Raw genomic sequence first — 14,065 nt, 5'->3', positions numbered from 1 at the left:
CCGTTCCCGGGTGCGAATGGCCCTTGGACGAAACTAGGAGCACCTTCCATGCAAACTGCATCAATGCGCTTGCCTTTCACGCTGGCGCTCATCCTGCTCGGCGCGACCGCCACGGCGCAGGCCCAGAGTGGCGGCATCACCTTCAACGGAGCAGTCTCGACCGTAACCTGCGAAGTCTCCTTCAACGGTGTGGTCGGCAATGACGCGACCGTAACCCTGCCGACGATCACGTCGAACTCGCTGCTGTCAGGACAGAGCAGGGGACGCACCCCGATCATCGTACGGATCAGGGGCGCTGACCCGGTGTGTTCGAGCAATCGCCTGGCGATTGCGCTGAACACCGACCGTTCGGCGAACCTGCTCAACGGGCGACTGCGCAGTACGGGGATCGGCGTGGGCGGCGGTACCAACGCCGTGGTGGCCCTGCGCGATGCGCAGGATGCGCGGATCGACCTGACCGGCGGCGTCGTGCTGAGGCCGGTTGCCGCAGCCGCTGGCGGCGCCGAGTTCACTTTCTATGCCGAGTACTACGCCGACAGCCAGGATGCCGTGCCCGGCGCCTTCCAGGCCCCGCTGCGCTACACCCTCAACTATCCCTGAGCCGCCGGGCCGGGCGCTACGCGGCTCGCCAATCAGATGCCGCGAACCCGGTGCTGTTCAGACCCGTCTGATGGCGGGCCCCCGCGTAACGGGGTGCCATTGCGGGCCTGCCCGTGTCGCCGTGGCCCAGCTTTCATCCCCGTCCTATTAAATCCCGGCGGCCCGGTTACTAGATTAGGTGGCAAGGACAAGCCAGTCCTGCCGGCCCCCCATCCGCCCCACGCCGGATTCCGCCAACCAGATTTTCCCACCCGATCAACCAAGGATCTGATTCCATGAACAAGCTCGCTATCGCGCTCTCGGCCGCCCTGGCCATCGGTGCCTCGTTCTCCGCTTCGGCGCAGAGCGGCACGATCACCTTCAATGGCCAGATCACGGCCACCACCTGCGACATCACCTGGCCGGACAATGGTGGCCTGACCACCGATCCCGTCGTGACCCTGCCGACCGTGCCGACCACCGCGCTGGGGAGCGCCGGTGCCACGGTCGGCAGGAAGGCCGTTTCGCTGGTGATCGGCGGTTCCGACGCCCAGTGCACCAGCGGCAATGCAGCCATCGAGCTGAACCCGAACCGCGACGCCAACCAGAGCAACGGCTACCTGAACAATGCAGCCACCGTTGATGCGGCGACTGAAGTGCAGATCGCCCTGCGCGACGCCGCCGACAAGCCGATCGACCTCGCCACGCCGTGGCGTTCGGCTGAGATCGACCTGGCGACCACCAAGCAGATCGACTTCGCCGCCGAATACCGCGCCACGGGCGCCGCCACCGCCGGCAACGTCAACGCAAGCGTCGGCTACACCATCGATTACAAGTAATCGACCGGCCGTCGTAGTACCGGTCGGGGCCTTCGGGCCCCGGCCACCCTGGGCCCATGCCCGCAACGAGTGACCTGTCATGAACCTGATCCGTACCGGACTCCTCTGCTGTGTAGCTGTCGCCTCGCTGCTGGCCAGTGTTTCGGCCGACGCGGGCGTCATCGTGCACGGCACCCGTCAGATATTCCCCGGCAACCAGCGCGAGATCACCGTGCGCGTGGAAAACGTCGGACAGAAGGCAGCGCTGGTGCAGGCCTGGACCGACGCCGGTGACAAACTGGCCGCGCCGGAAGAGAGCGTCACCCCGTTCGTGCTGCGTCCGCCGGTGTTCCGCCTGGACGGTGGCAAGTCGCAGTCGCTGCGTATCCTGTTTACCGGCGGTGACCTGCCGCAGGACCGCGAGAGCATCTATTACCTCAACGTACTGGATATCCCGCCGGTACCGCAGGACGGCGAGATCGCCACCGGTAACTACCTGCAATTCAGCCTGCGCACGCGCATCAAGCTGATCTACCGCCCCAACGGACTGGACGACGCCGGCACGGCGCCGCAGAAGCTGCAGTGGAGCCTGGTGCCCGATGGCAAGGGCTGGGCGCTGCAGGCCACCAATCCCACGCCGTATTACGTGCACGTCGGCACCCTGGGCCTGCGCGTGCAGGGCGTGGACCACCCCGCGCTCGACCCGCAGATGATCGCGCCGCAGTCCACCCAACGCTATGCACTGGGCAGCCTGACGGCACGTCCAGGGGGCGGCAACGTGCAGTTCGAGTACATCAACGACTTCGGCGCCAGCATCGGCCAGTCCGTGCCGCTGGCGGGCAACTGATCCGTCGCATCGTCCGCCGCTCCGCCCCCCCCGATCGATGTCACACCCGCCGATGCCTGCCCCTGGCAGGTGTCGCCGCTGCATGCCTTCCTGGAGACCGCCCATGCTGTTCCGCAGCCCGACATCGTCAGCGCCGAATCCGTGCCGCCTGGCCTTTGCCGTGGTGGGTGCCCTGTTTCCTGCCATGGCGTGGGCGGCGCCCAACGTGGAGTTCAACGCGCAGTTCCTGCAGGGTTCGCAGGCCAGTGCGCTGGATCTGAGCCGGTTCGAGAGCGGCGAGGATGCGCCGGGCATCTACAGTGCCGACATCAAGGTCAATGGCGTGGTTGTCGCGCGCCGTGATGTGGAGCTGCGCGCGCTGGACAACGGCTCGACTGCCATATGCCTGTCACCGGAACTGGTGGAGGTACTCGGGGTGGATCCGGCGCGGCTGCCGCAGCCGGGCAGCGCCACCGATGGCGATGGCCAACCGGTCCAGCTCCAGCCGTTGCCCGACACCGTCAGCTGCGAGTCCCTTTCCACGTTCATCCCACAGGCCAGCATGCGCTTTGAGGCCAGCGAACTGACGCTGGAGGTCAGCATCCCGCAGGCGTACCTGTCCCGTGATCCGCGTGGCTGGGTCAGTCCGGAACTGTGGGATAACGGCATCGATGCGGCGACGCTGGGCTATTCCATCATCCACCAGCGCATCCAGAGCCGTGGCTACCAAAGGCAGTCGACCAGCGCGATGCTCAACGCCGGGGTCAACCTGGGAGCCTGGCGGGTGCGCCACGATGGGTACCTGTCGCAGTCCAGCGGCCAAGGTACGTCGTACCGCGCTGGGCGCAGCTACGCCCAGCGTTCCATCGCCTCCTGGGGCACCGAGCTGACCATCGGTGAAGCCAGCACCAACGGTGACCTGTTCGACGGGGTCAGCTTCCGCGGCGTCAGCGTGGCGACCGATCCGCGCATGCTCCCGCAGTCGCAGCGTGACTATGCCCCCACGGTGCGCGGCGTGGCACAGACCAACGCACGGGTGGTGATCCGCCAGCGCGACGCGGTGCTGTACCAGGCCAACGTCGCCGCCGGTCCGTTCGAGATCAATGACCTGTACGGCACCGCCTATGCCGGCGACCTGGACGTGGAAGTCATCGAGAACGATGGCCGTGTGCAGCATTTCGTGGTGCCGTTCGCTTCCGTGCCGCAGCTGCTGCGCGCCGGCCAGCATCGCTTCAACGTCACCGTGGGCACGCTGGACGACGCGTGGCTGCGCGATACCCCGGCATTGCTGGAAGCCACCCTGCGCAAGGGGATGAGCAACCGTTTCACCGGTTTTGCTGGGGTCACCGCCAGCGATGGTTATGCTGCGGGCCTGCTCGGCGGCGCGCTGAACACCCGCCTCGGTGCGTTCTCCGGTGATGTCACGGTGGCCCGCACGCAGTTGCGCGGCGCGCTGCCGGCGTCGGGTTCGCGCATGCAGGGCCAGTCCTACCGGCTGGCTTTCAGCAAGGATATTCCGGCGACCGGGACCACTCTGTCGATGGCCGCGTACCGCTTCTCGACCCAGGGATATCTGTCGCTGGGCGATGCGGCGCGTCTGCGCCAACAGATGGCCGATGGTGAAGGCGGGCGCCTGTTCGCCCGCCAGCGCTCGCGCTTGGATATCAACCTGAACCAGCGTCTGGGCGAAGGTGCAGCGTCGCTGTATGCCAGCGCCAGCAGCGTGGATTACTGGAGCCAGGACCAGCGCCGCACGAACTTTTCGGTGGGCTACGCCGACCGGATTGGCCCTGCCAGCTACAGCCTGTCGGCGCAGCGCAGCCTGGAACGCAGCCTGGGTGGCGGGGCAGGCCGCGTAGGCAACAGTTTCCATCTGAACGTGACCGTGCCGCTGGGTTCGCGCAGCAGCGCGCCGCGCCTGGTCACCGCGATCAACCGCAGCAGCGATGGCCGTGACGATGAGCGTGCCGGTGTCACCGGCACGTTCGGCGAGCGTCGCCAGGGCGGCTACAACGCATCGATCAGCCGCTACAGCGGTACGGGCGCGAACTACGACGCAGGCGTCAGCTACCAGGCATCGGTGGCCACGCTCACCGCAGGCTACAACCAGAGCTCCGGCAGCCGTGGGCTCAGCCTGGGCGCGACCGGTGGCATCGTGCTGCATGGCGATGGCGTGGCGTTCGCCCAGCAGCTCGGTGACACCATCGCGCTGGTGCAGGTACCCGACGCAGCAGGTGCGGCGCTGGACAGCACCGTGGGCGTCAAGACCAATGCGAAGGGGTACGCTGTCGTCCCGTACATGACCCCGTTCCGCCGCAATGAGGTGACGGTGGATCCGAAGGGATTGCCGTTGGACGTGGAGCTGAAGACCACGTCCGTCATCGGCGTACCCACCGCCGGCGCGGTGGTCAAGCTGGTGGTCCCGACCAGCAACGGACGCAGCGCGTTGATCGAAGCCTTCCAGGCCGATGGACGGGCGTTGCCGTTCGGGTTCGATGTCTACAACGAAGCAGGCGAGGTGGTGGGCGTGGTCGGCCAGGCCAGCCGCCTGTGGGTGCGTGGCATCGAAGAAGCGGGCCGCTTGACGGTGCGCCTGGGAACCGATGAAAGCCAGCAGTGCGTGATTGACTACGCAGTGCCTGCGGGCAACAACGGTGAGCTGATCAGCGCCAACTGCGCGGTGCCCTCAAGCTGACGGGGCAGGGGCGGGGACGCGGCTTCGCAGGCTGCATCCCGCCAAGGCGCGCGCGGCCGCGGCCAGTGCTACAGCGGCGCCGGCGCGCTGCCCGCCTCGAATACGCCTTCTTTGACATACGCCGCCAGCGTCATGTCCAGCGCCAGCATCCCATCGCGGCGGATGTCCATCAGCTCCGGTTCCACCATCGCCCCGTGCAGCACGCCCAGTACCGTGGCGTGCAGCATCCGCGCGGCCACTTCGGGGTTCGCCCCGGGCTTGAGCTGGCCCAGTTGTGCGGCCCGGCGCAGGGCGCGCGCCATGCGCTCCAGTCCATCGCGGAACCCTTCCTGCTGCAGGTCGGCCAACACTTTGCTGTCGGCCGATGAATCACTGCGCAGCATGATCTCCATTGTGTTGCGCAGCCGTTCGTCCTGCGCCAGGTCGATCAGCGAACCCAGGATCACCGAGCGCAGATCCAGCACCGGGGTGTCACGTGACTCGGTGGCGGCGCGGTCGAGTTCCTGCATGAAGGGAAGGCGCACGCGCTCGATCACCGCAGCCAGCACGTCGATCTTGTTCTTGAAGTGCCAGTACACCGCGCCGCGCGTGTAGCCGGCGCGCGCACCGATCATCTCCAGCGTGGTGCGGGCTACCCCGTGCTCGTGGAAACAGGATTCGGCGGCGTCGAGGATCCCTTCGCGGGTCGCCTGGGTTTCCTCTTTGGTCTTTCGGGCCATTGCTCAGAAGTTGCGCGAAACATCAACGGATCATACCGCTTTACAAACAAACAGTCATGTATGTATATTTCCTGCCCATGATTGCCGAGGGTCACGGCTGCGCCTGGAAGCGCAGCGGGCCCACGGCCGCCGAGCGCGGCTCGGCGCCACCGAATTCCTGCCATCGAGACCCTCCCCCATGCTCCTGTCCCGTATTCGTCCCCTTGCCTTGTCGTTGGCCATCGCCGCGACCGTGGCCGCCTGTGGCGGTGGCGATGACCAGCCCCAACAGCAGGGCCCCGGCCAGGTCACCGTGGTCACCCTGAAGGCCGAATCGGTATCGCTGACCCGCGAACTGCCCGGCCGCACCACCGCCTTCCTGGTTGCCGAAGTGCGGCCGCAGGTCAACGGCATCGTCGGCAAGCGCCTGTTCACCGAAGGCAGCCTGGTGACAGAAGGCCAGCCGCTGTACCAGATCGACGATGCCAGCTACCGCGCGCAATCCAACAATGCGCGCGCCCAGCTGGCCCGTGCCGAAGCCACCGCCAATGCCTCCAAGCTGAGCGCGGCGCGCATCACCGAACTGGCCAAAGTGGATGCGGTCAGCAAGCAGGACCTGGAAAACGCGATCGCCGCGCAGAAGCAGGCCGAAGCCGATGTAGGAGCTGCCAAGGCCTCGCTGGATGCGGCCAATGTGACGCTGGGTTACGCGCGCATCACCGCGCCGATCAGCGGCCGCATCGGCAAGTCATCGGTTACCCAGGGCGCGCTGGTCAGTGCCGCCCAGACCGAAGCGCTGGCCACCGTGCAGCAGCTGGACCCGATCTACGTGGACCTGACCCAGTCCGCCGCCGAGCTGCTGCAGCTGCGCCGCGAACTGGCTGCCGGGCGCCTGCAGGACAACCAGACCCTGCCGGTCAGCATCCTGCTGGACGACGGCAGCACCTTCGACCAGCAGGGCACGCTGGAGTTCTCCGAAGTGAGCGTGGATCCGACCACCGGCAGCTACGGCCTGCGGGTGAAGGTGGCCAACCCCGAAGGCGTGCTGATGCCGGGCATGTACGTGCGCGCGGTGATCGGCGGCGGCGTGCGCAATGGTGCCGTGCTGGTGCCGATGCAGGGCATCGCCCGCGATGCCAAGGGCGATACCAGCGCGATGGTGGTCAACAAGGACGGCAAGGTAGAAGTGCGCCCCGTCAAGGTGAGCCGCGCACTGGGTGACAAGTGGCTGGTGGAAGACGGCCTGCAGGCCGGCGACAAGGTGATCGTCGAAGGGCTGCAGAAAATCGCGCCGGACATGCCGGTGCAGGCCACCGAGAAGGGCAGCGAGCCGGCCAGGCCGGCCGCCCCGCAGGCCGCCGCCCCGGCCGCAGCGTCAGCCGACGCCGCCGCACCCGCCCAGGCTCCGGCCGGCACCGACGCGCAGTAAGCGGAGAACTCCATGGCACGTTTCTTCATTGATCGACCCATCTTCGCGTGGGTGATCGCGATCATCATCATGCTCGCCGGTGCACTGGCGGTGATCAACCTTCCGGTGTCGATGTACCCGGAAGTGGCACCGCCGGCGGTCGAGATCTCCGCGACCTATCCAGGTGCTTCGGCCAAGGTGGTCGAAGACTCGGTGACCCAGATCATCGAGCAGAACATGAAAGGCCTCGACGGGCTGATCTACTTCTCCTCCAACAGCTCGGCCAACGGCCAGGCCACCATCACCCTGACCTTCGAATCGGGTACCAACCCGGACATCGCCCAGGTGCAGGTACAGAACAAGCTGCAGCTGGCCATGCCGCTGCTGCCGCAGGAAGTGCAGCGGCAGGGCATCAACGTGGCCAAGTCCAGCAGCGGCTTCCTGCAGGTGATCGGCTTCGTGTCCAACGATGGCAGCATGGATGCCAATGACATCTCCGACTTCGTCGGGTCCAATGTCGTCGATCCGCTGAGCCGGGTGCCCGGCGTGGGCAACATCCAGGTGTTCGGCGGCAAGTACGCCATGCGCATCTGGCTGGACCCGAACAAGCTGCACACCTACAAGCTGTCGGTGGATGAAGTCACCGCGGCGATCACCGCGCAGAACGCCCAGGTGGCGATCGGCCAGCTCGGCGGTGCGCCGTCGGTGAAGGGCCAGCAGCTCAATGCCACCATCAATGCGCAGGACCGCCTGCAGACCCCGGAGCAGTTCCGCAACATCCTGGTTCGTGGCGGCACCGATGGCAGCGAGCTGCGCCTGGGTGACGTAGCCCGCGTTGAACTGGGTGCGGAAAGCTACGACTTCGTCACCCGTTACAACGGCAAGCCGTCCACCGGCATCGCCATCACCCTGGCCACCGGCGCCAACGCGCTGGACACCGCCAATGGCGTGCGTAGCGCGCTGGAAGACATGAAGGCGACCTTCCCGGCCGGGCTGGAATCGGTGGTGCCGTATGACACCACTCCGTTCGTGCAGGTCTCGATCAAGGGGGTGATCAAGACCCTGATCGAAGCGATCGTGCTGGTGTTCGTGGTGATGTACCTGTTCCTGCAGAACTTCCGCGCTACGCTGATCCCCACCATCGCGGTACCGGTGGTGCTGCTGGGTACGTTCGGCATCCTGGCCGCGCTGGGCTTCTCCATCAACATGCTGACCATGTTCGCGATGGTGCTGGCGATCGGCCTGCTGGTCGACGACGCCATCGTGGTGGTGGAGAACGTCGAGCGGATCATGGCCGAAGAAGGGCTGTCGCCGCTGGAAGCCACGCGCAAGTCGATGGACCAGATCACCGGTGCGCTGGTGGGCATCGGCCTGGTGCTGTCGGCGGTGTTCGTGCCGATGGCCTTCATGAGTGGTGCCACCGGCGTGATCTACCGGCAGTTCTCGGCGACGATCGTCTCGGCGATGGGCCTGTCGGTGCTGGTGGCGATCGTGCTGACGCCCGCTCTGTGCGCCACCATGCTCAAGCCGCTGAAGAAGGGCGAACACCACGTCGCCCACACGGGCTGGTCGGGTCGTTTCTTCGGTGGCTTCAACCGCGGCTTCGACAGGTCCAGCGAGAAGTACCAGCGCGGGGTGAAGGGCATCATCGCCCGGCCGTGGCGCTTCATGGGCATCTTCGCCGGGCTGGCGCTGGTGATGGGCATCCTGTTCGTGCGCCTGCCCAGTTCGTTCCTCCCCAACGAAGACCAGGGCATCCTGATGGCGCTGGTGCAGACGCCGGTCGGTGCCACCCAGGAACGCACGCTGGAGGCGATGGCCAAGCTGGAAAACCACTTCCTGGAAAACGAAAGCGAGGCCATCGAATCGATCTTCGCCGTGCAGGGCTTCAGCTTCGCCGGCATGGGCCAGAACGCGGGCATGGCCTTCGTCAAGCTGAAGGACTGGAAGGACCGCGACGACGAACAGAGCGTGGGCGCCATCACCGGCCGCGCGATGGGCGCGCTGGGCCAGATCAAGGATGCCTTCATCTTCGCCTTCCCGCCGCCGGCGATGCCGGAACTGGGCATCGGCTCGGGTTACACCTTCTTCCTGAAGGACAATACCGGGCAGGGGCACGAAGCCCTGCTCAACGCGCGCAACCAGATGCTGGGTGCGGCCGGGCAGAGCAAGCTGCTGGCCAACGTGCGCCCGAACGGCCAGGAAGATACCCCGCAGCTGCGCATCGATGTCGATGTGGAAAAGGCCAATGCGCTGGGCCTGAACATGGCCTCGATCAACAACACGCTGGCCACCGCGTGGGGCAGCAGCTACATCGATGACTTCATCGACCGCGGCCGGGTCAAGCGCGTATACGTGCAGTCCGATGCGGACTTCCGCATGAATCCGGATGACTTCAACGTGTGGTCGGTGAAGAACAGCGCCGGTGAGATGGTGCCGTTCAGTGCCTTCGCTTCCAAGCGTTGGGACTTCGGTTCGCCGCGGTTGGAACGTTACAACGGTGTCTCGGCGATGGAGATCCAGGGCGAGCCGGCGAGCGGCGTGGCATCGGGTGATGCCATGAACGAGATCGAACGCATCGCCGGCGACCTGCCGCCGGGCTATGAAATCGAGTGGACCGCGTTGTCCTACCAGGAGCGCCAGGCCGGCTCGCAGACGCCGCTGCTGTACTCATTGTCGCTGCTGATCGTGTTCCTGTGCCTGGCCGCGCTGTATGAAAGCTGGAGCGTGCCGACTTCGGTGCTGCTGGTGGCCCCGCTGGGCATCCTCGGTGCGGTGCTGGCCAACACGCTGATGGGCCTGGAGCGCGACATCTACTTCCAGGTGGCGATGCTGACCACGGTGGGCCTGACATCGAAGAACGCGATCCTGATCGTGGAGTTCGCCAAGGAGAACCTGGAGAAGGGCGCCGGGCTGATCGAAGCGACGATGCATGCGGTACGCGATCGTCTGCGTCCGATCATCATGACCTCGCTGGCCTTCGGCCTGGGCGTGCTGCCGCTGGCGATCGCCTCCGGCGCCGGCTCCGGTGCGCAGCGTGCCATCGGCACCGGCGTGCTGGGCGGCATGCTGGCCGGCACCCTGCTGGGCGTGTTCTTCATCCCGCTGTTCTTCGTGGTGGTGCAGAAGCTGTTCAACCGCACGCTGCGCAACGCAGCAAAGTCGAGTGATACCCCATGAACAAGACGCCGTTGCTGCTGGCGCTGATCGCCAGCCTGAGCCTGGGGGGCTGTGCCTCCCTGGTCCCGGACCGGACTGACGTCGCCCCGTCCATTCCCGCGCAGTGGCCGGCCGCGGCGGGGCAGGGCCGGCCGACCGACGCCGCCGAACTGGGCTGGCGTGATTTCTTCACCGACCCGCGCCTGCAACAGGTGATCGAACAGGCCCTGGCCAACAACCGCGACCTGCGCGTGGCCGTGCTCAACGTCGAGCGCGCACGCGGCCAGTACCGCATCCAGCGCGCCGACCGCGTGCCTGCGCTGAACGTACAGGGCCAGATGGAGCGCAGCGGCGGCGACATGCCGGTGAGCGAACAGTTCACCGCCGGGCTGGGCGTGACCGAGTTCGAGCTGGATCTGTTCGGGCGCGTGCGCAACCTCAGCGAAGCGGCCCTGCAGCAATACTTCGCGATCGCCGCCAACCGTCGCAATGCGCAGCTGAGCCTGGTCGCCGAGACCGCCACGGCGTGGCTCACCTTCGGTGCGGACAGTGAACTGCTGCGGATTTCCGAGGCGACCCTGGCCAGCCATGAAGACTCGCTGCGGCTGGCGCAGGCGCGTTTCGAACGCGGTGGAAGTTCGGCGCTGGAACTGGCGCAGACGCGTACGCTGGTGGAAACCGCACGTACCGATGCCGCGCGCCTGCGTGGCCAGCTGCAGCAGGACCGCAATGCACTGGCGCTGCTGATCGGTGGCCCGGTGGACGAGGCGCTGTTGCCGGCCGGCAACAACGACCTTCAGCTGGTGGCGCTGGCGCCCCCACCGGCCGACCTGCCCAGTGACGTGCTGCTGCGCCGCCCGGACATCATGGCCGCCGAGCATACCCTGCTGGCAGGCAATGCCAACATCGGTGCGGCACGCGCTGCGTTTTTCCCCAGCATACGGCTGACCGGCACGCTGGGCAGCAGTTCGGGCGAGTTGTCCGGCCTGTTCGACAGCGGCACACGGGTCTGGAGTTTCCTGCCGACGATCAGCCTGCCGATCTTCCAGGGCGGCAAGCTGCGGGCGGGATTGGCAGTGGCGAACGCGGACCGTGACATCGCACTGGCCGAGTACGAAAAGTCGATCCAGGTGGGCTTCCGCGAGACCGCCGATGCACTGGCGTTGAGCACCAGCCTGGACGCACAGGCGGCTTCGCAGCAGGCGCTGCTGGCGGCCGCCACGCAGGCCGAGCAGTTGTCGCAGGCGCGCTATGACGCCGGGCTGGACAGCTTCGTCACCCTGCTGGATGCGCGGCGCACCGCCTACAGCGCGCAGCAGAGTCAGCTGCAGACGGCGCTGGCGCAGCAGGCCAACCGCATCACACTGTACAAGGTGCTGGGCGGCGGCTGGCGCGAGCGCAGCTGAGCTTCGAGTAGTGACGGCCGCTGGCCGTCAGCTCCTGGCCGTGGTGGGTGACGACCGTTGGTCGTCACGCGGTTGCCGCTGCGCTCGCCGAGCATGGCTCGGCGCTACCCCGGATACTGGTAGTGACGACCGTTGGTCGTCACGCTCTAGACATCGTCATCCACACGGCACGCGCGCACGCGTTCCAGCGCATCGCCGGCTTCGCGGGCCATGCGCTCGTACTCCCTGCGGATCTCTTCCAACCGCTCCTCGTCCAGCTCTTCCAGGTCCAGCAGCTGTTTGTTGGCGTGAGCGGTCACGCGGATGAGTTCGTCCAGCTTGATCTGCATCGCCGCCGTATCGGCGTTCTGCGTGTGCTGGATCAGGAACACCATCAGGAACGTGATGATGGTGGTGCCGGTATTGATCACCAGCTGCCACGTGTCATTGAAATCGAACAAGGGCCCGGTCACACCCCAGATCACCACTACCGACACAGCGGCGATGAACGTCCACGGCGTGCCCGTGGCGTAGGCGGTGCGCTTGGCAACCGTGTTGAAAACGGACTTGAGGCTCATGCCGGATGAATACGCCGGCCAACGTGTACGTCGTGTCGATGCGCGCTGTACTCCGCGCTCGCCGAGCGTGGCTCGGCGCTGCCTCGCATTCGGTCAGGCGATCAGCCGGGGGCGGTCGGCGCTTTGGATCATGCTGGACACGTAGACGTGGTCCCACACCTGCTCGATGAACGCGCGTGCCTGCGCTTCGGTCAGCCGCGGCATGATCTGCAATGCGTATTGGGTCTGGAACGCTTCCTCGCGCTGTTCGTTGCTGGCGCGGGGATGGGTGATCAGTGAATCACAGGCGAACTTGATCCACGGCACGAAGTGACCGAAGGATCCCGGACCCATCGCGCCATCGGCATGTCGCTGGCGCCAGTAGTTCAGCTCTGCCTCCACGTCGATGACCGGAGGGACATTGGGTGCATCTGCGCGCATGGGTTCTGACTTCTTATGAAGGGTGGCGGGGGAGCTCCGATCATCGCTATCAGGCAGTGCACGCAGCGTCATTGCTGCGTGCAATCAGCGTGGCGCAGTCGTTTTCCGACGGGCCACACGCGCGTGTTCAGTCGGTTCTGCCCGCCTGCGCGCTGAACTATTCAGGAAAAGCTCACTCGCCGATGTCTTCGTCCCAGATCTCCGGGTGGCGCTCGATGAAGTTGCCCAACAGGTCAACGCACTCCTGGTTGTCCAGGTCGATGACGTTCACGCCACTCTCGCGCAGCCAGTCGATGCCGCCCTGGAAGGTGCGTGATTCGCCCACCACCACGGTGCCGATGTTGAACTGCCGCACCAGCCCGCTGCAGTACCAGCAGGGGGCCAGCGTGGTGACCATGATGGTGTTTTTGTAACCGCGCTGGCGACCGGCCTTGCGGAACGCATCGGTCTCGCCGTGCACGGATGGGTCGCCTTCCTGCACGCGGCGATTGTGGCCACAGCCGAGCAGGCGTCCATCGTTGTGGTAGAGCGCTGCGCCGATCGGCACCCCCCCTTCTGCCAGTCCTTGGCGGGCTTCGGCGATGGCGGTCTGCAGCAGGGCCTGGTAATCGGGGGTGGTGATCATGCGGGTCTCCGTGAGTCAGGCAGCCATGATACGGGCAGGGGGTGCCGCCGACCCCGCGCGGTGCGATAATCAGCCCATGAGCGAATCCCCCTACAAGTCCGGAACTACCCATTTCGGCTTCCGCGATGTCGATGCAAAGGACAAGCAGAAGCTGGTCGGCCAGGTCTTCACCTCGGTCGCGCGCAACTACGACCTGATGAACGACCTGATGAGCCTGGGCGTGCACCGGGTATGGAAGCGCTACTACGTGGCGACCGCGCAGGTGAAACCGGGTGACCGCGTGCTCGATCTTGCCGGTGGTACCGGTGACATCGCCGCCCTGCTGAAAGAGCGGGTGGGTGCCGAGGGCGCCGTCGTGGTGGGCGACATCAATGCCGGGATGCTGTCGGTCGGCCGCGATCGCCTGACCAACCGCGGCCTGGTGGCCGGGTTGGATTACGTGCAGTGCAACGCCGAGGCGCTGCCGTTCCCGGATGCAAGCTTCGACCTGGTGACCATTGCCTTCGGCCTGCGCAACGTGACCGACAAGGATGCTGCGCTGCGCGAAATGCATCGCGTGCTGAAGGTGGGCGGTCAGGCCCGCGTGCTGGAGTTCTCCGAAGTCACGCTGGACTGGTTCAAGCCGATCTACGACTTCCACTCGTTCAAGGTGCTGCCGAAGCTGGGCCGCCTGTTCGCGCGCGATTCGGACAGCTACCAGTACCTGGCCGAGAGCATCCGCAAGCATCCGCCGCAGGATGAACTGAAGGCGATGATGGGCGAGGCCGGTTTCGAGCGCTGCCACTACAAGAACCTGTCGGCTGGCATCGTCTCCATCCATTCGGGCTACAAGCTGTAAGCGGGTAGCGCCGAGCCATGCTCGGCGTCAGGGATC

Annotated in this window: 12 protein-coding genes; 8 read left to right on the top strand and 4 right to left on the bottom strand. The window is 66.1% G+C overall.

Going from position 1 to position 14,065, the window contains the following annotated elements:
* The first annotated feature begins 48 nt into the window (after positions 1 to 48).
* From ACI2JH_RS14530 to ACI2JH_RS14515, 4 genes are all read left to right on the top strand, one after another.
* A complete protein-coding gene (locus ACI2JH_RS14530; RefSeq protein ID WP_182657345.1) occupies positions 49 to 600 on the top strand; it encodes a fimbrial protein in 552 nt (183 codons plus the stop codon).
* A 275-nt stretch (positions 601 to 875) separates the two neighbouring features.
* Positions 876 to 1,418: a fimbrial protein gene (locus ACI2JH_RS14525; protein ID WP_182657344.1), complete on the top strand. Its 543-nt coding sequence runs from the start codon at positions 876 to 878 to the stop codon at positions 1,416 to 1,418.
* A gap of 79 nt (positions 1,419 to 1,497) precedes the next feature.
* Positions 1,498 to 2,244 (top strand): molecular chaperone, encoded by a 747-nt coding sequence (locus ACI2JH_RS14520; protein ID WP_182657343.1) that lies wholly within the window; start codon positions 1,498 to 1,500, stop codon positions 2,242 to 2,244.
* Between the two features lie 103 nt (positions 2,245 to 2,347).
* On the top strand, positions 2,348 to 4,918 hold the full coding sequence (locus ACI2JH_RS14515; RefSeq protein ID WP_404736558.1) for a fimbria/pilus outer membrane usher protein: 2,571 nt from the start codon (positions 2,348 to 2,350) through the stop codon (positions 4,916 to 4,918).
* Between the two features lie 68 nt (positions 4,919 to 4,986).
* On the opposite strand, the gene ACI2JH_RS14510 is transcribed toward ACI2JH_RS14515, so the two are convergent.
* Positions 4,987 to 5,637, bottom strand: coding sequence for a TetR family transcriptional regulator (locus ACI2JH_RS14510; protein ID WP_101098897.1), 651 nt, complete (start codon positions 5,635 to 5,637; stop codon positions 4,987 to 4,989).
* A 178-nt stretch (positions 5,638 to 5,815) separates the two neighbouring features.
* On the opposite strand from ACI2JH_RS14510, the gene smeD reads away from it, so the two are divergent.
* The 3 genes from smeD to ACI2JH_RS14495 are packed head-to-tail and all read left to right on the top strand — an operon-like array spanning position 5,816 to position 11,589.
* Positions 5,816 to 7,045, top strand: coding sequence for a multidrug efflux RND transporter periplasmic adaptor subunit SmeD (gene smeD, locus ACI2JH_RS14505; RefSeq protein ID WP_349999389.1), 1,230 nt, complete (start codon positions 5,816 to 5,818; stop codon positions 7,043 to 7,045).
* A gap of 12 nt (positions 7,046 to 7,057) precedes the next feature.
* Complete coding sequence (gene smeE / locus ACI2JH_RS14500) at positions 7,058 to 10,204, top strand: multidrug efflux RND transporter permease subunit SmeE (RefSeq protein ID WP_404736557.1); 3,147 nt, start codon at positions 7,058 to 7,060, stop codon at positions 10,202 to 10,204.
* Positions 10,201 to 11,589, top strand: coding sequence for an efflux transporter outer membrane subunit (locus ACI2JH_RS14495; RefSeq protein ID WP_319277293.1), 1,389 nt, complete (start codon positions 10,201 to 10,203; stop codon positions 11,587 to 11,589). Before smeE ends, ACI2JH_RS14495 begins: the two co-directional genes overlap by 4 nt.
* Before the next feature lie 146 nt (positions 11,590 to 11,735).
* Here the strand turns inward: ACI2JH_RS14495 and ACI2JH_RS14490 are convergent, their stop codons facing one another.
* From ACI2JH_RS14490 to ACI2JH_RS14480, 3 genes are all read right to left on the bottom strand, one after another.
* Positions 11,736 to 12,146: a low affinity iron permease family protein gene (locus ACI2JH_RS14490; RefSeq protein WP_404736556.1), complete on the bottom strand. Its 411-nt coding sequence runs from the start codon at positions 12,144 to 12,146 to the stop codon at positions 11,736 to 11,738.
* Between the two features lie 93 nt (positions 12,147 to 12,239).
* The gene (locus ACI2JH_RS14485; RefSeq protein ID WP_042615015.1) at positions 12,240 to 12,566 is read right to left on the bottom strand and encodes a hypothetical protein; all 327 of its coding nucleotides are present in this window, start codon (positions 12,564 to 12,566) and stop codon (positions 12,240 to 12,242) included.
* 172 nt (positions 12,567 to 12,738) lie between these two features.
* On the bottom strand, positions 12,739 to 13,191 hold the full coding sequence (locus tag ACI2JH_RS14480) for a nucleoside deaminase (protein ID WP_101098902.1): 453 nt from the start codon (positions 13,189 to 13,191) through the stop codon (positions 12,739 to 12,741).
* Positions 13,192 to 13,267: 76 nt separating this feature from the next.
* On the opposite strand from ACI2JH_RS14480, the gene ubiE reads away from it, so the two are divergent.
* Positions 13,268 to 14,029, top strand: coding sequence for a bifunctional demethylmenaquinone methyltransferase/2-methoxy-6-polyprenyl-1,4-benzoquinol methylase UbiE (gene ubiE, locus ACI2JH_RS14475; protein WP_101098903.1), 762 nt, complete (start codon positions 13,268 to 13,270; stop codon positions 14,027 to 14,029).
* Positions 14,030 to 14,065 lie beyond the last annotated feature (36 nt).

The organism is Stenotrophomonas sp. NPDC078853 (assembly GCF_044901215.1).
GTDB lineage: Bacteria > Pseudomonadota > Gammaproteobacteria > Xanthomonadales > Xanthomonadaceae > Stenotrophomonas > Stenotrophomonas lacuserhaii.
Note: the sequence above shows the minus strand (reverse complement) of the source record. Positions and strands in the feature narration are given on the sequence as shown.